Annotated in this window: 16 protein-coding genes and 1 CRISPR repeat array; of the genes, 1 reads left to right on the forward strand and 15 read right to left on the reverse strand. The window is 50.8% G+C overall.

Translation table 11 applies throughout. The features are described from left to right. Window positions 1-254 precede the first annotated feature (254 nt). The gene (locus tag ACYVAD_RS20015) at window positions 255-692 is read left to right on the forward strand and encodes a DoxX family protein (RefSeq protein WP_461141306.1); all 438 of its coding nucleotides are present in this window, start codon (window positions 255-257) and stop codon (window positions 690-692) included. A gap of 100 nt (window positions 693-792) precedes the next feature. On the opposite strand, the gene ACYVAD_RS20020 is transcribed toward ACYVAD_RS20015, so the two are convergent. From ACYVAD_RS20020 to ACYVAD_RS20090, 15 genes are all read right to left on the reverse strand, one after another. Next, window positions 793-1329 carry a pyridoxamine 5'-phosphate oxidase family protein gene (locus ACYVAD_RS20020; protein ID WP_461141307.1) on the reverse strand — a complete coding sequence of 179 codons (537 nt, stop codon included), beginning with the start codon at window positions 1327-1329 and terminating at the stop codon, window positions 793-795. A gap of 128 nt (window positions 1330-1457) precedes the next feature. Next, window positions 1458-3011, reverse strand: coding sequence for an alpha-amylase family glycosyl hydrolase (locus tag ACYVAD_RS20025; protein ID WP_461141308.1), 1554 nt, complete (start codon window positions 3009-3011; stop codon window positions 1458-1460). A 74-nt stretch (window positions 3012-3085) separates the two neighbouring features. After that, the gene (locus ACYVAD_RS20030) at window positions 3086-4654 is read right to left on the reverse strand and encodes an alpha-amylase family glycosyl hydrolase (RefSeq protein ID WP_461141309.1); all 1569 of its coding nucleotides are present in this window, start codon (window positions 4652-4654) and stop codon (window positions 3086-3088) included. Between the two features lie 324 nt (window positions 4655-4978). Then, window positions 4979-6040 carry a SusE domain-containing protein gene (locus tag ACYVAD_RS20035; RefSeq protein ID WP_461141310.1) on the reverse strand — a complete coding sequence of 354 codons (1062 nt, stop codon included), beginning with the start codon at window positions 6038-6040 and terminating at the stop codon, window positions 4979-4981. A 99-nt stretch (window positions 6041-6139) separates the two neighbouring features. After that, complete coding sequence (locus ACYVAD_RS20040; protein ID WP_461141311.1) at window positions 6140-7729, reverse strand: RagB/SusD family nutrient uptake outer membrane protein; 1590 nt, start codon at window positions 7727-7729, stop codon at window positions 6140-6142. A gap of 72 nt (window positions 7730-7801) precedes the next feature. Next, window positions 7802-10855, reverse strand: coding sequence for a SusC/RagA family TonB-linked outer membrane protein (locus ACYVAD_RS20045; RefSeq protein ID WP_461141312.1), 3054 nt, complete (start codon window positions 10853-10855; stop codon window positions 7802-7804). A gap of 210 nt (window positions 10856-11065) precedes the next feature. Then, window positions 11066-13015, reverse strand: coding sequence for a helix-turn-helix domain-containing protein (locus ACYVAD_RS20050; protein WP_461141313.1), 1950 nt, complete (start codon window positions 13013-13015; stop codon window positions 11066-11068). A 1260-nt stretch (window positions 13016-14275) separates the two neighbouring features. After that, window positions 14276-17246: a CRISPR direct-repeat array (repeat unit 37 nt; unit sequence GTTTCAATCCTTCTTCACTCAGGATTACGTTAGGAAG). Between the two features lie 196 nt (window positions 17247-17442). After that, window positions 17443-18015 (reverse strand): CRISPR-associated protein Cas4, encoded by a 573-nt coding sequence (gene cas4 / locus ACYVAD_RS20055; protein WP_461141314.1) that lies wholly within the window; start codon window positions 18013-18015, stop codon window positions 17443-17445. Between the two features lie 11 nt (window positions 18016-18026). Then, window positions 18027-18317: a CRISPR-associated endonuclease Cas2 gene (gene cas2 / locus ACYVAD_RS20060; RefSeq protein WP_461141315.1), complete on the reverse strand. Its 291-nt coding sequence runs from the start codon at window positions 18315-18317 to the stop codon at window positions 18027-18029. A 19-nt stretch (window positions 18318-18336) separates the two neighbouring features. Then, window positions 18337-19404 (reverse strand): CRISPR-associated endonuclease Cas1, encoded by a 1068-nt coding sequence (gene cas1, locus ACYVAD_RS20065; protein ID WP_461141316.1) that lies wholly within the window; start codon window positions 19402-19404, stop codon window positions 18337-18339. Window positions 19405-19468: 64 nt separating this feature from the next. Beyond that, window positions 19469-20197, reverse strand: a complete 729-nt coding sequence (locus tag ACYVAD_RS20070; protein ID WP_461141317.1) for a CRISPR-associated endonuclease Cas6 — start codon at window positions 20195-20197, stop codon at window positions 19469-19471. A gap of 11 nt (window positions 20198-20208) precedes the next feature. Further along, window positions 20209-22620 carry a CRISPR-associated helicase Cas3' gene (gene cas3 / locus ACYVAD_RS20075; protein WP_461141318.1) on the reverse strand — a complete coding sequence of 804 codons (2412 nt, stop codon included), beginning with the start codon at window positions 22618-22620 and terminating at the stop codon, window positions 20209-20211. Continuing rightward, window positions 22620-23372 carry a type I-B CRISPR-associated protein Cas5b gene (gene cas5b, locus ACYVAD_RS20080; protein ID WP_461141319.1) on the reverse strand — a complete coding sequence of 251 codons (753 nt, stop codon included), beginning with the start codon at window positions 23370-23372 and terminating at the stop codon, window positions 22620-22622. Before cas5b ends, cas3 begins: the two co-directional genes overlap by 1 nt. Next, entirely contained in the window at window positions 23369-24265 is an 897-nt protein-coding gene (cas7b, locus tag ACYVAD_RS20085) for a type I-B CRISPR-associated protein Cas7/Csh2 (RefSeq protein ID WP_461141320.1), read from the reverse strand. The genes cas5b and cas7b overlap by 4 nt, the downstream gene beginning before the upstream one ends. A 9-nt stretch (window positions 24266-24274) precedes the next feature. Continuing rightward, window positions 24275-26167 (reverse strand): TIGR02556 family CRISPR-associated protein, encoded by a 1893-nt coding sequence (locus tag ACYVAD_RS20090; protein WP_461141321.1) that lies wholly within the window; start codon window positions 26165-26167, stop codon window positions 24275-24277. Between the last annotated feature and the right edge of the window lie 41 nt (window positions 26168-26208).

A 26208-nucleotide genomic window follows, 5' to 3' on the forward strand; every position in this document is an offset into this window, starting at 1 on the left:
CTTTATTGATGATAAGCGGACTGGTTCTATAGGGTATAGAAAAGAAAAAGCGTATCTAGCCAAGTGCAGTACTCGTAAAAGTGAATGTCGTACAACCCGACAATGCTTGACGCAGCGCCTGTTTGAAGACTCATAAATACCGCAAAACCGAAAAAGAAACCGGCGAGCAGGGCGGTAAGACGTACCAGTCAGTCTGGCGGTGCGCTACGTACGTAGTGACAGTTCGTTAGGCTAGTTTTATTAATTTCGCGCCGATGAATATTCCACTAGTTTCACCCTGGCAATCAACAAGTGCGGCACTCAACTGGTCGTCGCTGCTGCTGCGGCTCACGTTCGGTATCCTGATGATTCCGCATGGTTACGCCAAGCTCGTTCACTTTTCCGAGTGGCAGAAAGAGTTCATGAGCTTTCTGGGAATGAGTGGTGCCGTGTCAATAAGTCTGGCCATTTTCGCCGAACTCGTTTGCTCGGTCTTGCTGGCCCTTGGTTTGTTTACTCGCCTGGCCCTTATTCCGCTGATCATTACGACGCTGGTTATCGTATTCATGGCGCACGAAGGAGACATTTTTGGCGATGCCGCTCCTGGTTTCTTTTACCTGACTGCGTATATCGTGCTGCTCCTGCTGGGACCGGGGCGGTATAGTCTCGATAACGTATTATTGGGCCGATCATCTAGCTCGAAACTCCGTTGATGACCTGACTAATGTCGTCTGTTCAATAAAAAGAACGGGTTCTATCCTCACTTGCTTGCGGTGATGATAGAACCCGTTCTTTTGGCAATTTATGCATTTCTTAGGCAGTAAGCGTCCCTTCGATGGAGTCATCGAGTGTCTTGCCAAGGACGGCTCCGACAGCCATTTTGGCAAAGGCGACGGCGTCACCATGTTTATTATCCCAGTAGTAGCCCTGTTGAGTATCAACCTGAATGGCCGTAATGCGCGGATCATCTTCGCCTTCGGTGAACCAGGTTTTCAGCAGGGGTTCCCACAGTTCTTTGATGAGCGCTTTGTCCGTCGAGATCGTAGCTGTACCGTATATACTCAGAAAATCGGAGTGCTCCGAGCCCTGAAACAGTAGCTGTACCCGATTATCGGCCGCAATTTCAGCGTTCTTATGGCTGTCGTTGGCGCTCAGGAACCAGAAGTTGCCGGCTTCATCGACTTTCTGTACCGACATAGGCCGCGTCCGAAGAGGTTCGCCGGTTGTGATCTTTGTGCAGAAATAGCAGGTACTGTTCTTGTCGGTTAGCTCCTTGATCTTTTTGCCTGCTTCGGTACCGGCCAGATCTTCGTGATTCTTCTCGGGTTGCTGTTGATTAATGCTATCCATGATCTTCTCTAGGGAATGAGGTCAGATAGGGATAACTAGACGTTTACCTAAATGGCTTTCTATTAAGGAGAGATTTGTGTTGATGTGTGACCGTGGCTCACGCCAAATGAGTGGCATCCATGACCCAGTTACCCCACAACGGCGCAACTGTAGGGCGGTAAGTGCAACTGATCATTCCCGAACGTAACGCCCTCGGCCGTAGCAAAGGCGAGTTGTTGACACCAGCTTTCGTCGGGCGATAAAACAACGGTAATCGGCTTCTTCGTCAGGTTATGTACTACCAGCACCCGCTGACCATTAGCCGACTGACGGATGAATGAGATGGTACCCCGCTGCCGGATACCTGTCTGGCTGATGCGACTCAGGTTGTCGTTCAGCACCGGATGGCTATTACGGAACAGAATCAGCCGCTTGTAGTGCGAGAACAGCGAGTCCGGATCGTTCCGTTGCTCCGCCAGCGGGCGCATTGTTTGACTGGTCGAGTAGCGGCCCCGACGCCAGCGGGTGCGCTGCCAGTCGCGGGCGCGGATGTCCCACAGGAATGGTTCCCGAATGCTTTCGTCGGGTTTCAAACCCAACATGCCAATTTCCTCACCGTAATACAGGTAGGGGAGGCCAGGCAGCGTCAGCAACAGATTAGCGGCCACGCGTAACTGATTCTGATTACCTTTCAGTAAGCTGCCAATGCGGTTCTGGTCGTGGTTTGACAGAATCAGTCCGTCGATAAAGTTGGGGTTGACGTTGGCAAAGGCACCGTGCACGTAATCCACAAACTCGATCAGGTCTTCAGTATCGTCCTCGCGCCGAACGACTTCTTCAATGGCCAGCCGCAGATCAAAGTTGAAATTGGCTTTCAAGCCCCGGAAGTAGGGAGCAATGTGTTCGGGCCGCGTCCAGACCTCGCCCACGGTATACGCACCCGGTTTGGCGGCTTCAACCACCTGACCAAACTCCTCCCAGAACTGGTGATTCTTGGGTTCGTCGAACTCGCGGTAGAGGTGCCGGGCCGCATCCAGCCGAAAACCATCAACGCCCACGTCGTTTAGCCAGTAACGGACAATCTTGAAAATCTCCTCGCGCACAGGTCGGTGATCGAAGTTCAGATCGGGCATACCGCTCCAGAACATACCGTAATACTTCTCGCGATACGTAGTCTGGACAAAGTCACGGGGCGGCACGTGCCAGGGATTCTTTTCACCGGAGTCGGCGGTAATGTCACGGGTGTTTAGCTTCCGGGCCTTAATTTCTTCGGGCGTGAGCCAGTGGTAGAACTGCCGGTATGGGTTGTTCGGACCTTTGGCTGCTTCCTTAAACCAGTGATGCTGAATACTGGTGTGATGAATCACCAGATCAATGATGACCGCAATACCCCGCTGATGCGCTTCCCGGACGAGCCTTCGGAAATCGTCCATCGAGCCATACTCCCGGTCGATACCGTAGTAATCCGTTACGTCGTATTTATGGTAGGTTGGGGAGGGACTAATGGGCATCAGCCAGATGGCTGACACCCCCAGATCCTTTAGATAATCCAGGTTGTTTGTAACGCCGTTGAGGTCACCAATGCCGTCGCCGTTGGAGTCGGCGAAGGAGCGCACGAAAATCTCGTAGTGAACGCCCGTGTGTCCCACCGGCGAGTGGTGATTAGGTACGGAAGCGGCCGGAGCCGAAACGTCAGCTTGCATTCAGAGTCTTGTTGTTATGGCTTGACTAACAGTGAACGGCATCGTTGAGTTTGTTTGGGTCGCAAGCTGCTAAATTATTCCAGAATTGTACAACCGTAAGCCGGAATGGTCAAATTGCCATTCTTAATCACACCACCCTGCCCCGTTTGAAAAACTACTTTTTTGAAGGATTTTTCGGTAGCAGTTAGCGGGGCCATAATGGGTTTGCCCGTCAGGTTCTGCACCACCAGTACCGAGCGGTTCCCGGATTTGCGAATGAACGAAACCAGATCCGACCGTTTCAGGTCCGTTTCTACTAACTGACTTAAGTTATCGTTCAGCACCGGATTACTGTTGCGGAACTGAATTAGCCGTTTGTAGTGTGAGAACAGCGAGTTCTGATCGGCCTGCTGCCGCGATAGGGGTGCTACGGTCGAGTCTTTCGAAAAGTACGGTTTTTGCCAGCGAGTACGCTGGGTATCCTGCGCCTGGACTGTCCACAGAAACGGCTCCCGAATGGCTTCGTCGGGTTTGCGGCCCAGCATGCCCAATTCTTCGCCGTAGTAGATATAGGGGTTGCCGGGCAGGGTCAGCAGGAGGGATGCTGCCACTTTTTCGTGGTTCAGGTTGCCGCTTAAGACGCTGCCAATGCGGTTCTGGTCGTGGTTCGTCAGCATGGTCGCGTCGATGAACGTAGGATTGCTCCGGCCAAAAACCGTCCGATTGTGGGCCAGCATCTTCACGACGTTCATTGTATCGGCTTCCTGTTTAACCAACTTCTGTAACGCAAACGACAGATCGAAATCAAAGTTGGCCGTCAGTCCTTTGAAGTAAGGTGCTACAATTTCGGCTTTGGTCCAGACTTCGCCAACGGTGTACACGTCCGGTTTCACCTGCGCCATTGCCTGACCAAACTCCTGCCAGAATAGCGGATTCTTCGGTTCCTCCTGATCGGGATAGATATGCCGGGCGGCATCGAGCCGGAAGCCGTCAACGCCTATATCCCGCAGCCAGTATTGACCGGTTTTGTAAATCTCCTGCCGAACTTTCGGTTCGTCGTAGTTCAGGTCGGGCATACCGCTCCAGAACATGCCGTAGTATCTGGCCGCTGCTGGGTCCGCGTTTTTGTGGGCGACATGCCAGGGACTGCGTTCCCCCGAGTCGGCCGTGGCTTCGCGGGTGGCCAGGTTGAGCGAATCGATCTGGCGGGGTGTCATCCAGACGTACCAGTTGCGATACGGGCTAGCCGGGTTGGCAGCCGCGTCCTTAAACCAGGGGTGCTGGTCGCTGGTGTGGTTGATGACAAAATCAATGATCACCTTGATGTTCCGACGGTGCGCTTCGGCTAGTAGTCGTTTGAAGTCGGCCATCGTGCCGTACTCGGGATCAATACCGTAGTAGTCCGTTACGTCGTACTTGTGGTAAGATGGCGATGGATTGATGGGCATAAGCCAAAGAGCTGACACGCCCAGGTCTTTCAGATAATCGAGTTTGCCCGTGACGCCGTTCAGGTCGCCGATGCCGTCGCCGTTGGAGTCGGCGAAGGAACGCACAAAAATTTCGTAATGAACACCCGTTTGGCCGGTAGCTTTTTGGGTTAACTGAGCCTGCAACTGGGTGAAGACCAGGATCGCCAGCACTAGTAAGGAAACAAAAAAACGCATGGTAGAGCGTAAAAAAACTGTCTGGAAGCAACATCGTTACCAGGCAGTGTGAAACGGAGATATTACTAGGTACATTTTGTTAGCCCGCCCCTTGAAAGCTAATCTTATAGCAGGACTGTTGTCGGTAGAAAACCACCCCCCCCCCCGGCCCCCTCCTACAACAGGAGGGGGAGGTTAAAAAAGATAACTTCTGCGCGTTCCCCTCCTGTTGTAGGAGGGGCTAGGCGGGGCGGCCCGTGCCGGTGGTCAGAGCAAACTCGCTATAAGATTAACTTTCTGCGCAGAGGTTGGGTAAGGGGTTCACGAGCTCAGATTACGGTGTAACTATTGTCGGGTCAGCGTGTAGAGATAGTTACCGGCGTTGCTCAGATTCAGCGTCACCAGGTAACGACCCGCCGAGGGCACGACGATATTGTCCGCGTTCAGGTCAAGTAAGCCATCCGCGGCCGCTCCGTTTTTGCTATCGCCATCGCCGTAGTTGATATCCCAAGCATCGTTCGCCCGGAATTTCAGTTCACCCGCTTTCAGGTCCAGCGTGGCCGTCCAGGTATTCGTTGTTGGGTTGAACGTTAGTGGGCTGTCGGTATCCCAGCCGCCGGGCGTTGCCGCGCCGATTACGCTCCAGGTAGTTTTGGTAGCGCTCCAGGTCAGCGCGTTCAGATCTGCTTTGATCAGGTAGTAACCAGGCTCAGCAATGGTCAGATCACCACCGGTGGTTGACAGTTTGCCGGTGCCGCCCGCGCCGTAGTTGGTGTTATCCCAGTTTGGAGCCGAGGTAAATTTAAAGGGCGACGCTTTCGAAAAGTAGACGTACCCCTCATACACTTTGTTGTCTTTTATCGACGCAACTTTGGGGGCCGTAGCTGGTGTCCAGCTTTGGTAATCGCCCGGTACGTACAGCGATGGGTAGTCGATAAGAACGAGGTAAGGTGTAGCGCTCACGGTTGCCGCATTCGAGTAAACCATGTTACTTGGGTCGCTGCTGGGACGGGCAATGGCGGCCATAACCCGAACGGCGAACTGTCCGGCGTTGTTGGGAGCCAGTCCCAACCGGAGCAGGTTTTGGTTCAGGGTAGCACCCGTTACGCTCAGCGAGGTACTGGAGCCCGCCGAAATGTTCACCGGTGCTTCGAACGTACCACCCTGTTTATCGAGCTGAACAGTGTATGTCACGGCAGCACTGAAGCCGTAGTCGGCGGGCGTCCAGTTCAGACGCAGGACTTCGTTTGTTGCTGTGCCGCTAGTCAGCGATACACTCGTCGCGCTGGAGGTGAGGGCCAGCGGGGCCGGCTCGGCCAGGATCAGCCGATCCTCGTCTTTTTCGCAGGCCGCCAGGGTCGTCAGCGCCAGGCCAGCCATCAAGAAGTAATTAAACCAGGATTTCATTATCTGTAAGTATTGCACGTGATCTGTACTAGACTCTTTATGCGGATAAGCCGCATTACAGGCCGATCACTAAGAAGTAAGATCGGTCCGTAACGCTATTTAATAGCCGGTATTCTGGGTAAGACTTGGGTTCGCCACAATGTCGGCCGCTGGAATCGGGTACAGATTTCGGAAATCCTCCACGGCGCGACCATTCTGAACGCCCCCTTTCCAGGGCCACAGGTACGTACCCGTCGTGAACCGACCGTAGCGAATCAGATCCGTCCGGCGCGTGCCTTCCCAGTACAGCTCCCGACCCCGTTCGGCCAGCAGGAAGTCCAGCGTCAGGCCAGCCGTCGTAACGGCGGTTGCTCCGGCGCGGGTACGTAAGGCGTTGACGTAGGTGAGTGCCGTTCCTGCATCGCCACCCGTACCACCACGAAGTACGGCTTCGGCGTAGGTTAGGTACATATCGGCCAGACGAAACAGCGGGAAATCCGTATCGGGGTAGTTGCCTGATGGGTCCGAACCAGCCTGACCGGCCGAGGTTACGTTCCGGTATTTCGTGACCGCGTATCCATCCGTAAAGGCTGTCAGATCGTTGATTTCCAAATTTTGCCCTTGCGTGAAGAATAACGCCCGTTTGTCGGCCGTGCCCGCTGCGTCCGGGAACAGGTTTACCAGCGCTTTAGTCGTCCGCAAACCGGCCCAACCGCTATTGATGCCAAACTGGCTGGGTTGCATCTGACCACCCACCTGCGCGTGAATCAGGAAGGTCATACCCCCGTAAGTCAGTGTCCGCAGGCCATCGAACGCCACGGGCAGGATGATCTCCGGGGAATTGTTGTTGTCGGCCAGGAATAAGCTCTGGTAGTTGGGTGACAACGAATAGGCGTTGGCCTGAACAACCCGACCGGCATACGTAACGGCGTCGGTATAACGAGCCGTTCCGGTATATACCTGCGCGTTCAAATACAGCTTGGCCAGCAGCGACCAGGCAGCCGCTCGGTCGGCCCGGCCGTACTCACCCGCGCGGGGAGCTGCCAGTTCGGTTTCGATGGCTTTCAGTTCAGTCTCGACGTAGGTGAACAAATCCGCCCGCGAAATTTGCGGGGGTAGGAACGAACCTGGCGCGTCGGCTTCGGTCACGAAAGGAACGCTGCCGAACAGATCAATAGCGTGATAGTAAGCCAGTGCGCGCAGGAAACGGGCTTCGGCCCGGTACGTCCGCACGTCGGTTGCGGCCTGACCGGTGATGTTCCGGCTAGCCAGCTTATCGTCCGTCGTCTCGCGGATGAATTCGTTACAGGCCGTTACCAGGTAAAAAATACGGCTGTACATCCCCGTGATGAATCCATCGGCTGAGGTCCAGCGCATGGTATGAAAATCCTGGATGGTCTGGTCATTCCAGGCAATCACGCTTTCATCGGTGGGTAGTTGCTGGAGCGTCCACAGCAGCCGGATGTAATTCGACGTGCCCTCGTCGATACCGCTGATGTCAGGCTTACCGGCTGGTCCTTGCTGCCCACTCACGGCCATGACCGCATACAGCTTGGCCAGTACTGGCTTGTAATTGGCCGGATCAGCGTAGACCGAGGCTGACGTTACGTCGTAAGTCGGCGTCCGGTCCAGATCGTTCATGCAGGAGGTTGCCGTTGCCAGTAAGGCCGCCAGCACGCCTGTCTTTAAAAAGTTGTTTATCGTAATCATGGATAAGATCGTTGTCTGCGGAAGTCAGGTCTTCGTTACGTCAATACGCGAGGATCAGACTCCAGTTTGTGTTTAGAAATCCAGGTTCAGACCTAGCGAGATGGTACGAGGACGGGGAACGAAGTTATTATCGATGCCCGGTGCGCCCGCGTTGTTGGCGGGGTTGTTACTGCCAATCTCCGGGTCCAGTCCTGAATACTTCGTGATTACGAACAGGTTCTGCGCGGTCAGCGACGCCCGCAGGGAGGCCCGGTTACCAATCACCTTACCGAAGTTGTAGCCCAGGTTCAGGTTATCCATCCGCACGAACGACGCGTTTTCGACGTAATAATCCGAGAAGTACTGATTCACTAAGAAGTTTGTCGTCAGGACGTTCGGTGAGCCGTTGGCCAGGAAACCCAGTGAGTTGACGAACGTGCGGTAAGCGCCACTGTTCGACCGGACGTTGTTGTAGGCGTAGTTGCCCAAGTTACCCCGGAGGGTGAAACCAGCGCTGAAGTTGCGGTAGGTCAGCTGCGACGTAAAGCCCAGCAGCACCCGTGGATTAGCTGTCTGGTAGCGAACGCGGTCATCCACCGTGATCTGACCATCGCCGTTACGGTCTTCATAAACTCCTTCGATCGGTGTGCCATTCGAGTTATACACCTGGCGCAGTACGTAAAACGCGTTGGTTGGGAAGCCTACCGTCTGAATCTGGATGGTGTTGCCCGTTCCTCCGCTGACCCCACCGACCAGGATGCCCGGATCATTCGGATTAGGAACTTTCAGGAGGTTCGTGATCTGGTTCTGGTTGTATGTTACGTTAAAGTTTACGTCCAGATTCAGCCCTTCGCGCTGGATCGGCGTCGTGTTCAGCGTGAACTCAACCCCCGAGTTACGCAGGCTACCAACGTTCGTCAGAATGAAGTTTGTCAAATTCGAGCCAGCTGCCACCGGAATGGTCGACAGTAGGTCTTTCGTTGTCTTGCGGTAGAAGTCGACACTACCCGAAATTCGTCCGTTGAAGAACGCATAATCAACAGCCGCGTTAATGGCCTGCGTTTCCTCCCATTTGATGTTAGCGTCGTAGCCTTCGGCCCGTAGCGTCCGGTAGAACATGTTGCCGAACTGATACTGCGCCGTTGGGTCCGATAAGGTGTAGCGGGGCAGGTAGGGATAGTCGTTCGAGATATTCGACAGGTCCTGCTGACCGGTAATACCGTAACCTAGCCGTAGCTTCAGGGCTGACAGGGCTTTCACATCTTTCAGGAACGATTCATCCTTGATGCTCCACGATGCGCCCAGCGAGGGAAACGTGCCCCAGCGTTGATCCGGACCGAAGCGTGACGTACCATCCCGACGTACCGTAGCCGTCAGAACGTAACGATCCTTCAAGGTATAGTTCACCCGGCCAAAGAAGCCGATGAGCGTGTACTGCGTACGAAACGGAACCCCGGCTGCACTGATCGTATCGCTGCTGGGTACTCCGCCAACCAGAATTGGTTCAGCCCGCAGGTTCGGAAAGCTTGGGTTCTCCCGGATGAAATCCTGGTAAGCGTACCCGGCCGTTACGTCGATACGGCTCTTGATGGATTTCAGGTCTTTCGCGTAGTTCAGGTAAAAATCCAGCGTTTTGTTATTCCGCGTACCGGCAGACTGGTTATTCTGACCACCCTGATAAAACTGATTACCCGCGTAAGCTGGCGTAAAGTCGGTACCTGCTGACTTCGAGATATCGTACCCGAGGTTCAGGTTGGCCCGCAGTTCGGGTAGGAAGTGAAATTTGTAGTCGAACTGCACGTTACCGATGCTGCGTTGCACGTTTGACCGGTTTTCGCGCTGATACAGCAGACCCAGTGGGTTGCGGGGAGCCAGGGCGTTCAGCGTGCCGTCGGCATTTCGCCATTCGTAAAAACCACCGAAAGGAGCTTCGCTGTCGTAGACCGGTTGCGTTGGGTCGAACGACACCGCTGCTCCAATAGCACCCTGCTCGGCAAAGCGGTTTTTGATGATCGAGCCTTTCAGGTTGATATCGACCCGTAGGTGATCGTCAAAAAAGCGGGGCGTCAGGCCCAGTGAGCCCGAAAACCGCTGGAAGTTTGAGGTTTTGAGGGTCCCATTCTGGGTAATGTATCCAGCCGAAACCCGGTAAGGCGTATTCTTGATGGAGCCTGTCACGGCCAGGTTGTTGTCGATGCTGAACGCTGGCGCAAAAATCTGATCCTGCCAGTTCGTATTGGCTGATCCCAGCAGCGCCTGTTGAGCGGGCGTACCTACCCCATTGATCACATCGCGGAACTGATCGGGCGACAGAACGGGTACCTGCTTCGGATTATAGGAATAAGTTGGCAGCGTGCTGAAGCTAACGCGCGTTTTGTCGCCCGCCCGGCCTTTTTTCGTCGTGATCAGGATAACGCCGTTAGCCGCCCGCGACCCGTAAATAGCGGCTGATGAAGCGTCTTTCAGTACGGTAAAGGTTTCAATATCCTGCGGATTGATCAGGCTGAGCGCATTCGAGGCCCCCGTTACGCCGTTGTTGTCGACCGGTACTCCATCAATAACAATGAGTGGATCATTACTGGCGTTGAGCGACGAGCCTCCCCGAATCCGGATCTGGCTACCGCCACCGGGTTGGCCGCTGGGGGGCGTAATGCTCACACCCGCCAGCTTACCGGCTACTAACTGTTCAGGGTTGACAATATTACCTTTTTGGAACTCGGCTGAGGAGATGGCCGCAATTGAACCCGTTACGTCCTGTCGACGCTGGGTTCCGTAGCCAACCACCACAACTTCCTGTAGTGCCTTCGCATCATCGGCCAGGGTAACATCGACCGTAGTGCGGTTACCGACAGCTACTTCCTGCGAGGTTTTGCCGATGAAACTAAAGAGTAATGTAGCCGTAGGCTCTACGTTTGGAATCTGGTATTTACCGTCAACATCGGTCTGGGTACCGCGCGTGGTACCCTTAAGCTGAACGGTCACGCCGGGGAGCGGCAGACCGTCGGATTCTGTTACGGTACCGCTCAGCGTAATGCCCTGCGCCATACCAGTTACGTTGATGAAGAAAGCAAATGACATCAGCATCGCCAGTCGCCAAAGAGCAGCTGGTGATCCTGGACGTCGAAACCTTTCTGAAAAGTTTTCCATCGTCGGGATAATTAGCATTGGTTCAATTGGATTAATAAGTTGACCGATAGAAATGCTCAGGTCAAAATTATCTCACAAAAGTACCATGCCTCAACACGCCTGTCGTCCCACTTTCGGTATATTTCAAAAAGTCAAAAAGAAAAATGCAAATTACTGTTTATCAATAACTTGTATTTAGAATTGAAGTGCCTTTTTCAGAAAGTGGAACCTCTACTCAGCGTGTTCCTCCGTCGGCGTCTGGAAGTATTCCTTGGGAGTTTGTTGCGTAAGTTTCTTGAATGCCCGATTGAACGCCGTTTTGGAATTGAAGCCAACATCGAAAGCCATACTAAGTAACGTCTGATGACGGGCGTGAGGATCATTCATGCGATGTTTCAATTCGTCGACCCGATACTGGTTGACGAAATCGAAGAAGTTTTTCCCGAATCCCTCGTTAATAACCCGCGATAATAGATGCGGTGTCATCTTGAGGCCAGAGGCTAATTCGTGAATGGTCAGGTTCGGATTCGTGTACGGCTTGTGCTGCACCATATACGCTTCAACTGTATCCAGAAAGGTGGTAACATCAATCGATGATGCCTGGGAAACCGATTTGGGTAGCGAAGCGGGGACTAATGGGGGCTGACTCGATAGGCTCTGTGCTGGGTCACTACCAGCCGGTATTGCTTCTAGAGAGATCGTAGATCGGGCAACTTTGGTCGGCAGGTTGATCGACGATGGCGCGGGAGACGACAGACTCAACGCCGACTGTCGGATAGCCACGTAGCTCAGAAAATAGGTAAGCGTCGAGAAGATCAGCCAGATCGTATCAATATTCTGTTCGGACAGGGCCAGGATGTCAACCTCGGTGAATCGACTAGTGACCGTCAGCCCATACAGAAAAAGCCAGAGGGTGAGGCAAATGGCCTGGATACTCAGGACCGTGTTCAGATACGTAACCGATTGACGCGCTGTGTCGCCGATCTGTTGGCGGTATGTCTGGAGCAACCGGCGGCAGCGTAACCAGTAGCCAGTATTAAAAACCAGCGCCAGAAAACAAAGGACTAAGAACAAACCCCGCAACGTTACGTCCTGATTAACCAGCTTTAACTGAAAGACTTTGCTGTCCATCAGGAAATAAGGCAAGTAAGCGAAGACGTGCAGAACGACGGGCAGCAAGCGGTACAGCCAGTTGCGAGTTAGTAGAACTGGTTCGACAAGTAGCCGACGTAAATACACGTAGAATAACGGAGCGTATAGAAACCAGATAAAATCCGGCAACAGCAGCAGTTTAGGGTAAGCATTAGCCACGTCGCGGTATCCACTGACGATTTTCAGCAGAATAAAGAAAGAGGACAAGCCAATAAGAATCAGCAACCAACGGTTAGCCTGCTGATTCTGACTTCGACGTACGGGTAAGCCCACTACCAGCAGCCCGCCCAGAACAACCGACACCAGCATGACCAGGTCAAAAACAGAGTAAAACTGGAGCGAACTGCTCAAATCTTCCCAGCCCCGGATGGGTACGTCTATGTCCAGGTTCTTGCTTTCGGCCCGCGCAATACGACGGTTTGGTCGTGATTTGCCGCTGTCACGACTTTCGACCATTGTCCAGCTACCCCGCGTAAACTTGTACTCCAGGCGAGGCAGATCGGAATATACCGTAATGCGGTACGTCCCATCTAACTGTTTGCGCAGGCGATAACGACTGTCGGCGGGATTCCACTTATTAAATGTACCCGTGATATATAAAGTCGCATCCTCCGGGGTATTGGAAGGTAGTTCGGTAACGACAAAGTGGTAGGCGGGCCGTTGTTCCCAGCCTGCTACCATAGCCTGAATACGTTGCGGTGTTTTTGTCTCCGTACGTTCGTAGAGCCGGTTCGGAATGGATTCGCCTTGCGCATTTCCTTCCGTAAACTGCCAGGAGCCCTGCGTGAATTTATACTCGAATCGACGTAGTGTATCCGGTAATAGAATGACGTAAGAACCATCAGGCTGCCGGGTCAATGCCAGACGAGGATCACCCGGATTCCAGTTATTGAACGACGCTGCGAGGTATAGCCCCCTGTCAGCAACAGCCAGCGGGGTCGGGGAGGCCACTTCTAATTGAATTTGTGCCCAGCTGGATACTGATAATACAAAAAAGGCCAGCAACAGGCCAAGGCGGTTTAAGCTCATTCCATCTGCACACCCGCATGGATTTATAATCATAATCCGATAAATACATGTTGGTATAAATAGTAACCGCTAGAGAAACGACGGGGTTCGCCGTGGTCGTGCTTTAATTTGGGATCGGTATCGGCGGGCCTTATGCTTTATCGCTACAAGCGTCAGAGCTGATTTGTGATCAGGCAGAAAACAAAAGCAGCAGGTTTGTTGACTGCCATTTTAGGACATTAGGCATTTGGCGGAGTAGGCAAAATAGCGTAGACCATGCAGAATGGCATCCTATTTCGTTGTCCTTTGAATAAACTATCTTCTTGTATACATAAGAAGAGGTATAGTATACTTAACGTTCACGACGTTATTGGTTATGAGGCTTACTATAGAAAGTATGGGAGTCATAAGGTTGCCAACAACTAAGTAGTTATCCTAATAAGGTTGCTGTTAAAAAATAATTAATAGGAGTTTCGTTTGCATAAGCGATGAATAGCAAGCCAATATTTTGTCCGATTTTTAGTTACTATTGAGTAATAATACAGGGTTGCTGCTGCGTTTATGAGTCTATTCTTGTTTTGTTTCTGTTTGCTTTATACTCTCTTTTTTGCTGTATCAGCTTGGCGAATAACAAGTTATAAACCTTCGAAATGGGCTGTTCTTGGTATACTAATTGGCTTGATTCTTTCCCTGATAGGCCTGGCTCAACTCTGGGAACGTTTGTAGGACGGACCAGAGCATAAGATTTCTATTGTTAACAAATCCATAAAGATGCTGTATACGTATGTGCTCCATCGGTTAGTCTTTCTACGATCATGGACAGCAAGCATCCTTATCAACAATCGCCCAACGACAGCTGCCATCATTATAATTGGACAGTAGTTATTACCTGGCTAACTGTTTTGTCTATTGCCTCCTGGCTGGGCATACAAGTGCTGCGCTGGTTGTTTTGACAGAGTAGTCAGTTTAGGCCAGCACAAGTTCACCTTGATAGCACATTCTTTTAATAGGACGCACAATGCGATTAAAAAGGGCCGTGTAGGTAACGACGCGTAGCCGCAGTAGGCCACACTGTTTCCAATCCTTTTCAGAGTTACATCTAGATGAGTGCCTACCCTCGTCTGAATGCTACCTAGCTGATGTTTCAATTCTCCTTATCGTAGAATTATGTTTGGAAGTTCGCTAGATTTCATGTCGGCGGAGTGGTAGGTAAGGTTTCAATCCTACTTAAATTATGTCTGGAAACGTTTTCTTTTTTGATTTATCTACGTGCGGACTCTAGTTTCAATCCTTCTTCACTCAGGATTACGTCAGGAAGAGTAGCAGGCCAATAGCCGCGTACCACCAGTAGCGCAGTTTCAATCCTTCTTCACTCAGGATTACGTCAGGAAGGTTGCTGGTACCGGACTGAACGACGATCAGGAAGTCAGTTTCAATCCTTCTTCACTCAGGATTACGTCAGGAAGATCGTATCTGGCCTGACAGAAGGTAACGGGATCGTGTTTCAATCCTTCTTCACTCAGGATTACGTCAGGAAGTGGGAATATGCCCGGATCGTGCGCATCCCTCAAATGGTTTCAATCCTCTTCACTCAGGATTACGTCAGGAAGTGACTATCGTTGATATGCACAGTAAGCGTAGTGGGGGTTTCAATCCTTCTTCACTCAGGATTACGTCAGGAAGGTGATTTGTGCGCTCTCCAGCTGGCTCGACTGGTAGTGTTTCAATCCTTCTTCACTCAGGATTACGTTAGGAAGGCGCTGCGTAGTGCGATCGGCGAAAGTACTCGTCGAGTTTCAATCCTTCTTCACTCAGGATTACGTTAGGAAGCAAAGTGACGACCCTGACGACCGAACGCGATACCTAGTTTCAATCCTTCTTCACTCAGGATTACGTTAGGAAGGATGCAAACCCAACTGCAGAAGCTGAAAAACCCACCGTTTCAATCCTTCTTCACTCAGGATTACGTTAGGAAGAGTTTTGTCAGGTGTTTGTTGATATGAGGCCCGCGGTTTCAATCCTTCTTCACTCAGGATTACGTTAGGAAGAAACCAGGCGGCCGAGATTCGGGCGATACGGGAGAAAGTTTCAATCCTTCTTCACTCAGGATTACGTTAGGAAGCGCCGTAGCGCTGATAGCCGCCGTCCAGGTATTCAAGTTTCAATCCTTCTTCACTCAGGATTACGTTAGGAAGCAACCGACCGCAACAGCAGCGCGGGCGGGAACAAGGGTTTCAATCCTTCTTCACTCAGGATTACGTTAGGAAGCATAAATCTCTTTACCATCTACGTCCACACGGCCAGGTTTCAATCCTTCTTCACTCAGGATTACGTTAGGAAGTCAGGGCATGCAGGGTATTGCGGGGGCGAATGGTCCGTTTCAATCCTTCTTCACTCAGGATTACGTTAGGAAGCACCACTTAAAGTGCTGGCCTTCTCCATTCAGAAGTGTTTCAATCCTTCTTCACTCAGGATTACGTTAGGAAGGCCTAAATGGCCGCTCCCAATCGAAGTAATGAGCGAGTTTCAATCCTTCTTCACTCAGGATTACGTTAGGAAGATACCACCCCTTCTTGCTGGATTGGGCTTTTTCATTTGTTTCAATCCTTCTTCACTCAGGATTACGTTAGGAAGAACACAGGATTTACAGGCATCGTCAGGTGATAATTTGTTTCAATCCTTCTTCACTCAGGATTACGTTAGGAAGACGCAATACGTGCGCTCTGCTGCTTTTTCAGAATCTGTTTCAATCCTTCTTCACTCAGGATTACGTTAGGAAGGGATTCGCCCGGAGCCAGCCAGTTTACCCGGCTGGTGTTTCAATCCTTCTTCACTCAGGATTACGTTAGGAAGTTCGGCGGGGGTAATGAAAAACATGGGGGTGGCCATGTTTCAATCCTTCTTCACTCAGGATTACGTTAGGAAGCAAGTCAAGTTATCCGGCACGAAAGTAATCGAGGGCGGTTTCAATCCTTCTTCACTCAGGATTACGTTAGGAAGTGCGGAATGGGGCAAACTTGGCCTCTTTCTCCTCCAGTTTCAATCCTTCTTCACTCAGGATTACGTTAGGAAGCCAGAGCTGGAGCCCGGAGCTTTCCCTGGTCATTCCGTTTCAATCCTTCTTCACTCAGGATTACGTTAGGAAGACAGTTGCCAACGCAGGCGCAAAACTCGCGTACATTGTTTCAATCCTTCTTCACTCAGGATTACGTTAGGAAGGCTGGCGTACGAACTGCGTGATACCCCTTTTAAGGACATTGTTTCAATCCTTCTTCACTCAGGATTACGTTAGGAAGACTTGGCGCCAATTGGTTAGAATCGTGTTCATAGAAGGTTTCAATCCTTCTTCACTCAGGATTACGTTAGGAAGGTACCCCTTTGATAGTTTGGCGAAGTGAAGAGCGTCGTTTCAATCCTTCTTCACTCAGGATTACGTTAGGAAGATCACCATCTTTGCGGATGTCGGTTTTCTTCCAGCTGTTTCAATCCTTCTTCACTCAGGATTACGTTAGGAAGCGAACGGGAATCGTTCTGGGGCAGCGGGGCCTTTAAGGTTTCAATCCTTCTTCACTCAGGATTACGTTAGGAAGTGGGTATTCGATTCCGGCGAAGGTGCGTGAAGAGATGTTTCAATCCTTCTTCACTCAGGATTACGTTAGGAAGGGTAACGGAACGGATTCCGTTACAGAGGGGGGACTTTTGTTTCAATCCTTCTTCACTCAGGATTACGTTAGGAAGAAACTACCCGTTTCGTCGTTCTTTCGCTCTCAAAAGCGTTTCAATCCTTCTTCACTCAGGATTACGTTAGGAAGCTTATCTGCTTTTAAGTAGCCATCAATTCGATGCCTGTTTCAATCCTTCTTCACTCAGGATTACGTTAGGAAGGAAATCGAGTCCCGTTTCCTGGTAGCGGCCTGTGGGGTTTCAATCCTTCTTCACTCAGGATTACGTTAGGAAGTGCTGCAACTGTGGATGATGATTCAGACCGAGAAAGGTTTCAATCCTTCTTCACTCAGGATTACGTTAGGAAGTAGGCTTGTGCCTTCGAGTCCTGGGTCATGCCCCGGGTTTCAATCCTTCTTCACTCAGGATTACGTTAGGAAGGCTCGACGGCCGTTGTCGATATCCTGATGGGTATGGCGTTTCAATCCTTCTTCACTCAGGATTACGTTAGGAAGTCAGCCGCCAGCTGAAGATCTAATTCTTCTTGTGGGTGTTTCAATCCTTCTTCACTCAGGATTACGTTAGGAAGTCGTCGCGACGGCTAATTGGCTTACTTACAACACGATAGCTTACTTTTGTCTCCGCTCTTTTTGATTGTTTGTCAGTTGTCAAAGAACAGGTTTGCATACCTTTTCACCAAAATTCCGTAAACATAACTACCTGACAACTAAAACAATACAGGCCAATTTTAGCTATTCCCGAATATGTTCCCACCCGGCAATGGGCTATTTGATACACAAATTGCGGTAGGTGCAAGTTACACAACGGGCTTTCGCCTTCGTAGCTTTGGGGAAGAAATTTCGGTCGATAATCGTGAAAATAGCCTCGGCGGCCCGCTTCACGTCGCTCTTGTTCGCTTCCAAAATCGGCACCTCGATTACCCGGTTGTTGCTACGCGTATAAACAATGAATCCCCGGTCGACGGGTTGGTTGAAATTATCTTCGATCAACCAGGCGTAACAGTATAGCTGCGTTTCATAGGTGCTGTATACCCGGTCCTTGTACTCCGCAAACTTGTAGTCGAGGGGAGCCATCGTGCCGTCGCCAAATACCAGTACCTCGTCTACCACACCCCGAATCAAGTCGTTGGTGAGGTACTGATCCAGGTGTTTGTCGGTGACGCCAAGTCTGCGTCGCAGATACGCTTTGTTGCGCTCCAGCCGCTCGTCGTGCAGATGCCGGCCGCGCATCACTTTGTAGTTCGAATCCTCGTGCTGCGGAATGCAGAGCACATACTCGAAATACGTGAACCGGGGGCAAAACAGATACTCAATGATGTGGGATGGGGTAAGCGTCATAGGTTGTACCATCAAAAAAATAACGCACGGACTTCATCGGTAACCAGCTTTCGGTCGAACGCCTGCCCCAATAGCGTCGTCTGTTGTAACTCGCTGCGACTCATCGGGAAGATATAAACGCGGTCGGTTTCTTCGTCGATCAGGTCGGCCAGTTGCAGTTGCAGCGTGTCGCGCTGATTGGGTGTCAGTGTTCCCAGAAAACACGAAAACTGCACCCGGTATAACCCCGCCTGCTTACAGAGTTTGGCCGCTTTCGTGCGCGCCTTGTCGTTCACTATATCGTATAATACCCAGGCTATCATGGTGTGTTGCTACTGAACATTAGAGTTGGACGGTGCTGATGTCGACGGGCGTATCGCCTTTACCGCCCAGCAACTCCTGCGCGAATGAATGGGCGTCGAGCTGAATGCAGTGACTGCGCGTGAGGTTGCGTCCCCGGTACCGAATCGGGTCGTTGTCCAAGAATTCGTTGAACGCATTGACCAGTAGTTCCTTACCCTCAGCGTTTAAGCTATATCCATTTTTGCTCCCCGACACCTCGCTGAGGTGCACCTTGTTTACTTTCTTGGCTGAAAACAGCCGGAACACGACCTCATCCGCGAAGCCCCGGTACGGCTCGATAAAGTCATAAACCATACTCAGCTGATTGTAGTCGTCGCGGTGCAGAAAGCCCAGATACGGATCAAGGCCCGCCAGCATCAGCGTCTTTTCAACTTTGCCATACAGCATTCCGTAGGCGTAGTTCAGAAACGCATTGAACGCGTCCCGCGCCGGTCGGCTGCTGCGTCCGTTAAACTGATAATCGCGGGGGAGTACGTAACTCAGGGTTTCGAAATAAAGCCGCCCCGCCGTTCCTTCCAGTCCCCGCAACGTATCGGCGACGTCGGCCACGCACACCGCCGGACCACCACCAGCGGCCGTTCCCACCAATGTGCTGATCGACAGCGAAAGCGCGTCCAGCCGCGTCAGTTTATCGTCCAGAAAATCCGTGTGTTGCGGACGATGCTTCTTCAAACCGCGAATAAAACCGGCCTGATTGTCGAGTTTGGCCAGCAGCCAGGTTCGTATCCAGCGCAGTCCGTCGGCGTTGAGACTGGTTTCGAGCTGCCGCTTCCGGATGCGGGTGGTGCTGCCCAGCTTCGTATGCCAGACCCGCCCCAGCGGATCGCCGTCGCGTTCCAGAAACACGATGTCGACGTTATGACGCATGGCCAGCTTTACCGCGTCGGTGCTCAGCAACGTACCCGTGGCCAGTAGAATGTGCGTCACCTTTTCGGCGGAATAAGTCGCCACACTGGCCACTTTCCCGTCTTCGCCCCGCCGTTTAATGTCGAACATGGCGTCTTTTACGTGCAGGTACGTGCCGTAGGTAGTGATGTGGAGTTGCATGGGTCAAAGAGCGAAAGAGTGAGAGAATGAAAGAGCGAAGTAGATGTCGGATAGCTTCGCTCTTTCATTCTCTCACTCTTTCGCTCTTTAGTATGCTCCCGAATCCCCGCGAGACGGCTTTACCCAGCCCCATACCGTCCGGGATCAGGACGTTGGCCAGGAAGCCACCGGCAAACGCGACCATCGTCTGATTCTTGAATTGGGTCGTGCGTTCGACCAGCGACGGACGCACAAAGAGCCGCTCGCTCGAGTTCAGCCACAGGTCGAATTCCCGGAACGTGGCCAGCAACTGACTGGTCAGCACGCGTTTGATCTGCGCCTGCCGTTCGGTGTCGGTATACCGCCGGTAATCGCGGTAGTTGTTCTGGTTGAGCCCCATCCAGAGCGTTTCGAACCGGTACTCGATCAGGTCATCCGCCATCCCCAGCGCAACCTGCTCATGGCGAATATGCTTGCTGAGCACCGGGTAGGTCACCCCGTCGATGTCGACCGATCGCATCTGCAAAAAGAGTTTGGCCAGCAACGTAGCCCCCTCCCTAAGCCCCACGAGCGTCGGCACCCGATTCAGCACTTTGTACTGCACCAGCGGATACGCGTACCGGTACTTGACCGTGCTCGCGCCCGTATCCGGCCCCTCGGTCTGTTCGTCGGCTTCCAGGTGATTGTGTAACAGGGGCGATTGTTCGCGAAACAGCTCACCGAAGTACCCGCGCAGCTTATGACCGTCGCGTGTTCGTAATGCTATTTCGGGAAAGGTAATAATGGTCTGTGGAATCAGGGTGTGGGTCGGCATGGGGAGTGGTATCAGTGATGTGCTGTTAGAGGTTGGCTGACGGGTATGTACCCGGTGTTACGGCGAAAGTTGTCTGCTTCATATCGGTAGCATTGAGATGGTTGATCAAAACTCGACACGTAAAAGAAATGATCTTTCTCACTATCGAAGACGATACTTTTCTGGCCAAAAGGAACAGGTACGTTGACTACATAATCGTAAAAGCGAGCCTTTATCAGTGCAAATTCTCGTTTGCGTTCGTACGGCTTGAGGTCTTTGCGTTCGCTGATGATTACGTACTCCTCCCAAAGCTGCCTGGCCTCCTCATTGAGTTGCACGTATACGGATTCTGTGTTACGCTCCTCCACGAATTCGAATTCACCAACTTTTTCAAAATCTAGTGCCTGTAAAGCCGTTAGTTCGGGTGAGATCAGTACGTCTGCCTGCTTTCTAACTTCCTCAAAATAGGCTTCAATCAGAGCTAGATAGCCGTGCTCGTCGGTTTCAATAATTCCTTTCAACACGTTGCCTGTTTTAACCAGTAGATCACCGCCGTAGACCAAACTGCTAGCTTTTCGTAGTTCAGTGATAGCGTACAAAAATACTTCGCTGATTTCACCTTTTTCGTTGTATCGGTTAGCCCGCCCGGCAGCCTGAATGATCGAATCAAGTGGGGCCATGGCCCGGAAAACGGTATGAACCGATACATCCACTCCGGCTTCGATCAACTGTGTGGAGATGATTACCTGCTGTTTAGGCCCCCGGTACGTTTTAATGCGGTCGATAATGCGCTTCCGCTCATAAGGCGTGATGAGTGTGGTGAGGTAGTAGACGTCTGTCGTCTCTTCGTCAAGCGCATTTGCAACGGCGTTGAAGCAATCCAGAGTTGCCTGTTTTGTGTTCAGTATGACCAGTACGTTCTTATCAGTATGGTCCGTGCAGTAGGAAATGACGTCCTGTTGAAATTCGGAGAAGCTGACCTCTTTGTCCGTACGATTGATAAGTTTGGTACGGTTGAAAAGTGGATTTTTGAAGTAACTCCGGTAATTAGGCACCAATTCTTTTATCTCTTCCTCCGGCTTGAAAATCAACGGTTGTGTTGCCGACATCAGGATGAAGTAGCAATTATACCGTTCCCCTAGCGTCATGAATGCTTGCCGAATCAGCGGCCACAGCTCATATTTTACCTGTTGTACTTCGTCCAGAACAATGACCGAATTTGCCAGATTAGGCAGCTTGAGCAGTTTGTTCTTATCATTCGAAAACAGTGATTCGAGCAATTGAACAAACGTCGTAACAACGATACCCGATTGCCATGTCTCGATCAGAAATTGGCTTTTATCCTGATCTAGTGTCGAATCATCACCTACATTATAAGCTGGTTCTGCCAAGTGATGATGTTTAAGCAGAATACTCGAAGGTGGATTATCAAACACCTCTTGAAAAACGGCAAAATTCTGATCGATAATTGATGTGAAGGGAATCGTAATAATTAACCGACCTGCCAACAAACCTAATTTCTGCTGGATGGCGATACCCGCTGCCAGTGAGGTCAACGTTTTGCCCAAACCCGTTGGTAACGTAATGGAGTACAGATGCTGTTCAGAACGAAATAGTTTGTCTAACTCCTGTAATGTCTCCTGATACGCCTGATTTTTGAGTTTATCTAAACTGGTTTTCGGATGGTCGAATCTCCGTTTCTTTCGGTATAGTTCCAACGCTTCAAGAGCGGGCTGCACGGCCAGTGGCGTCTCAATTCCTTTCAGAATTACATCGGACTTATCCGACAAGAGAAGGGTGCCGTAAAACAGTTGATGCCAATAGAAGTAACGGTTTTTGGTCTGCGGTGGCAGATCGTCATATTCACCAAGGTCAAAAAAATCAAGCGAAAAATTACCATATTCATCCAGGTACGTCTTGCCTTTGATGTACGCTTTAAACGTGTTCCAATCAAAAGTGAAATTAACCAGAGCCAACAGTTCGTCCAGTATGGACTGAACGACTGGCTCGTCGTCAAACACGTCTATTTGTTCAGACAGAATCTCTTCCTTTTCTTCCAGATACAGTTCACGTGAGAAATCTTTCAGGTTGCCGTGGTGCCGCTTAACAGCCGTGAAAATGAGATAAGGCAATAGCCGCCGGTCAGTATCGTCATTGTCGAACTGGGTTAGGTACTGTTCTACAACCATCTTCGCCAGCAGCGATGACAAAAGCGCGTGTTCTTTCGGCCCGATCACTTCGTGGTCTGCCGACAACAGGTAGTGCTGAAAATAGCGCGTTCCCTTCGCTACGTCGTGCGTAACGCCAGCCAGATAACCAAGATCGGCCAGCAGCCCATCGGGAAGGCCAAAATTGGTTGTTCGGTCCTGTAATAGTTGACGGCAGGACAGGGCTACTTTCCGTAAGTGGTCAATCAGCGGAACACCGGGGTGAGAGTATAGCATCAGAGAAACAGAATATTGCCAAAGTCACTTGTTTCCAGCCATTCAGTTGTGTACACAAGCGCATTTCCCCCGTCAGCATTGACCAGTACTTCGCCGTAGCGCGTTACAATGCGGCTGCGCGATAGCTCAATAGGCATCGTTTCCACGTAATAATGCACGTGCTGATCAAACTGAATGGGCGGATTAGCTGCGAGTAGTGACAGATTAACTGCCGAAGCAACAGGCACAGCCGAACTGTTTCCTGAGCGCGACGTTGCCGAGCAGGAAGTGGCATTACTGAGAGTTGCCGTAAACTGACTAAGACCGAGGTAAGGCGTAAAATGATGCGCCTTGTCTACCAATCGTTCCAGCAGTTTATCGAATACAGTTGAATCCCGATGCTGAACGAAGACCCGAAAGGCTGGATTTTTCAGCAGTTCAAATTCAATCTGCGTGCGTCCGCTTTTTTTGATCTCAAAAAACGAGTTACCAGTATCCAGCAGGTTGAAGCCGATGTTTACTTTCTTGACGGGGGCCAGCAACTGCACCGTTATTCCACAGACGGAACTGGCGAATAATTCGTGTACCGGTACCACGTGGTCCGGGAAGCGACCGGGAGCCGTTTCGCGTTCAACGCCCAGCACCGCCCCCAGTAGCCCCGCCAACGCCGTGCGGGTCGGTACGGGGTACGTCAAAGGCGATGTGGTAGTGTTGAATTTGCGATAGTGGCCGTACTCGCCCGATAGCTCGAAGACGATTAGCCGATTGCTCATAACGATAGAGAGCCGCTAGTCAACGGCGTCGATGTTTTCAGACGTGGATCGATCTGCACATTTACCGCGTTGATTTTTGCTTTGTTGCGGGATAGTTCAGCCAGTAACTCGCTCACGTCCAGCGTATAATCGTCCGTGCTGCGGACTTGCATTTCGTTCTTGGCCGATGTCAACTTCAGCCGTTGCCGCAGACCGCCAATGTAGTAAGGCTCATTGTACTCAACTGTGATTAGCAGCAAGGGGGTTTGGCCAAATTTTGAGCGCGAAATCAGGTTCTTAGTCCCTTCCCAGATACCTTCTAGCAACAGAGCCTTGTCATCGTTGGTCATTTGCGAATAGGCAGCTGCTTTTTCGTTAATGATACCGTTGAAACCGATAAGTGCGTAGGGCACTTTGTATTCGGTGCGGAACGTAGCTTGCCCCTTTTTATCCCCGGAAGCAAACGCTCCTGTACCCTGCTCCGTTACAATATCCGTCTTATTCAATGACTTACCCATCTGAAACTGCGTCGGTCCTACTAGCGTAATGGAATCTTTGTCCAGTGGTAGAACACCACCAAACGTACGAACGTCGATACACTGTTCCAGCACGGTTTCGCGCTTTTCCTGGAAGGCTTTAGCCCGACGTTTGCCGTCTGCGACGTACGTCTTATCACCTTCCTGATAATTCGTTTCGCGAACAAAAATGTCTTTGCCGTCGGTACCATTATATCCTTTGTATTCGTACCAATAATCACGAATGGTGCGTTTCAGACGAACATCAGACACCAGCACCCGCTGCTCTTCTGAATCGTAGCGTGGACGGTTTTCGTTAAGGGGGTCGCCATTGGGATTGGCGTTTTCAATTTCGTACAGAAAAAGGATTTCGGTGCGGTTGGTTAGTGGAGTAGCCATCAGGATTACTTATTGATTTTTAGATTGATTGGGTTCTGGTTTTTCAATGCGGAAACGATGGGCCATTTCTAGACCCGCCACAAAATAGAAGGATAATTCGTTGTTAGAAATCGTGGGCAGTTGATAACTATTCAGCGTAAAATATTCGCTGACAATACGGCTTAACGACTCATACCGACGGCCATAATCGCGATACTGTGCCAGCTTATTCATCGTTTCCAAGTAGACGTTTTTCAGTGTCTCCGGGTTGAGGTTGTATCCCTTGAGTTTTTTCTCGAAAGGAGTACCGCCTAACTCCCGCTGCTGAATGTTAAGCAACAGACGAACCAGTACACCAACAGCGAACACGCCTATTTTATAGTTATCGTCCAGAAAATTGGCATTGTCGCCGATAAACTTGTGAAACAGATTTTCATCGAAAGCCCGACCATATTTTTCTTCGACTTTAGCTTCCTCTTCCGGGATGTCTTCGGCTTGCATTGGTTTTGTTGGGTTTACAGTGATTAACGAGAGATAGGTAAGGTAATTGAGTATTAGATGGGCTTTTAGGATGGTTAGCCCTGCTGGTTCGACGTAGTTATCTGATGTTTGAGCTTTATTGTAGTTGGCCCGAATTTGAGCCATGAAGCGATTGTACAGTGTTTGCTTATTGACCGGTCGCCCAACAAACACATCGTTGACAATACTGTAGAAGTCGTCTTCGTAAAACTGCTTGAATAATCCGAACGAAAACTTAAGATCAAACGGCTCTTTCCTAATACGATAGGCGGCTTTATAAATGCTGTTTGGATTGACGTGTGCGGGGGCTTCTGTAAAGAGTTGTCGAAAGCGTGAGGGTAGTATTTCTTCCAGCAACAGCTTTATCTTGATTGCTTTTGTTGTCGGATTTTCTTCGAAGAACAGCAGGTTGAGCGTGAAGTAGTTGTCTTCTTGGCCAATCTCCTGCATGATTTTATCTTCAATCCGCTTCTCTTTCTCGGCTTCGTCTAGTTTAAACTCTAGGCCAGTGAGCATCTTTACAGCCCGATCGAGCCCTTTCGAGTCGTTCCTAAGCACTGTCTTAGGAATAGCGAAATAGCTACTGCCGTAAAAGTATTTCTTCAGCTTCTGCGACACATATTTCTGGCCATACTCAAACTCAAGCGAGCAGTCGGAGCAGATCGGATAATTTTTCCAGTTTCCACGCTGATCGAAGAACCCGCTAACCATACCGGGCTTGTCAACTGTCGCATATTTGAAGGGCGATGCAAAGCCATGTAGCAATGGTTTTTGTTGAAGACACACTGAGCAAAACTGGTCCTTGCCCTGCGACACGACGCCATATTTTTCTGATTTTCCCGACGTACCACTAAGCAGAATCTGCTGTTGAAAGATAGGAAAGTCAGCCAAGTAGAACTGTTTGCCATCCATCTCAAAGCGGAAACTAAAACCCGAGGCCTGTTGCCGTTTCTTGTCCAGTTGCCCATAAGCCTCCAACAAACCAGCAAGTATCAAGTTGTAGTTTTCCGTCAGCCGATGTTGTAAGGATAACAGCATTTCCAGATCGTCAGCAGAACCTGATACCCGACAGAGAGCGATTACGTTCTTTAGCTGAACCGCTAGTAGCGTGTTCAACTTTTTGGCTAAATCCCCTGATTTTGTTGTGAATGTGATATCCCCACCGCGTGGAGAGCCCCCACGGTAGAGGTATTTAGAATAAGTTGCTTCACTTACCTTTTCTACGTCAACACCAGCGAACTGGCAGATCAATCGTTCTCTCTCCCTAAGGAAGGAGAACTTCACCAGAATCATATCATAGTTGACACTAGGAAACATATTCTGCACGTACAGCAAGTACGGCTCAGACTGGCTCTCTTTTTGGAGAGCCAACTGCCCAATGGCAGCTATCGCTTTATCTTGCATCTTACTCTCGTTTTGTTTACTATCAGCAAAGTAAATTTTCG

The sequence above is a fragment of the Spirosoma pomorum genome (assembly GCF_054776615.1).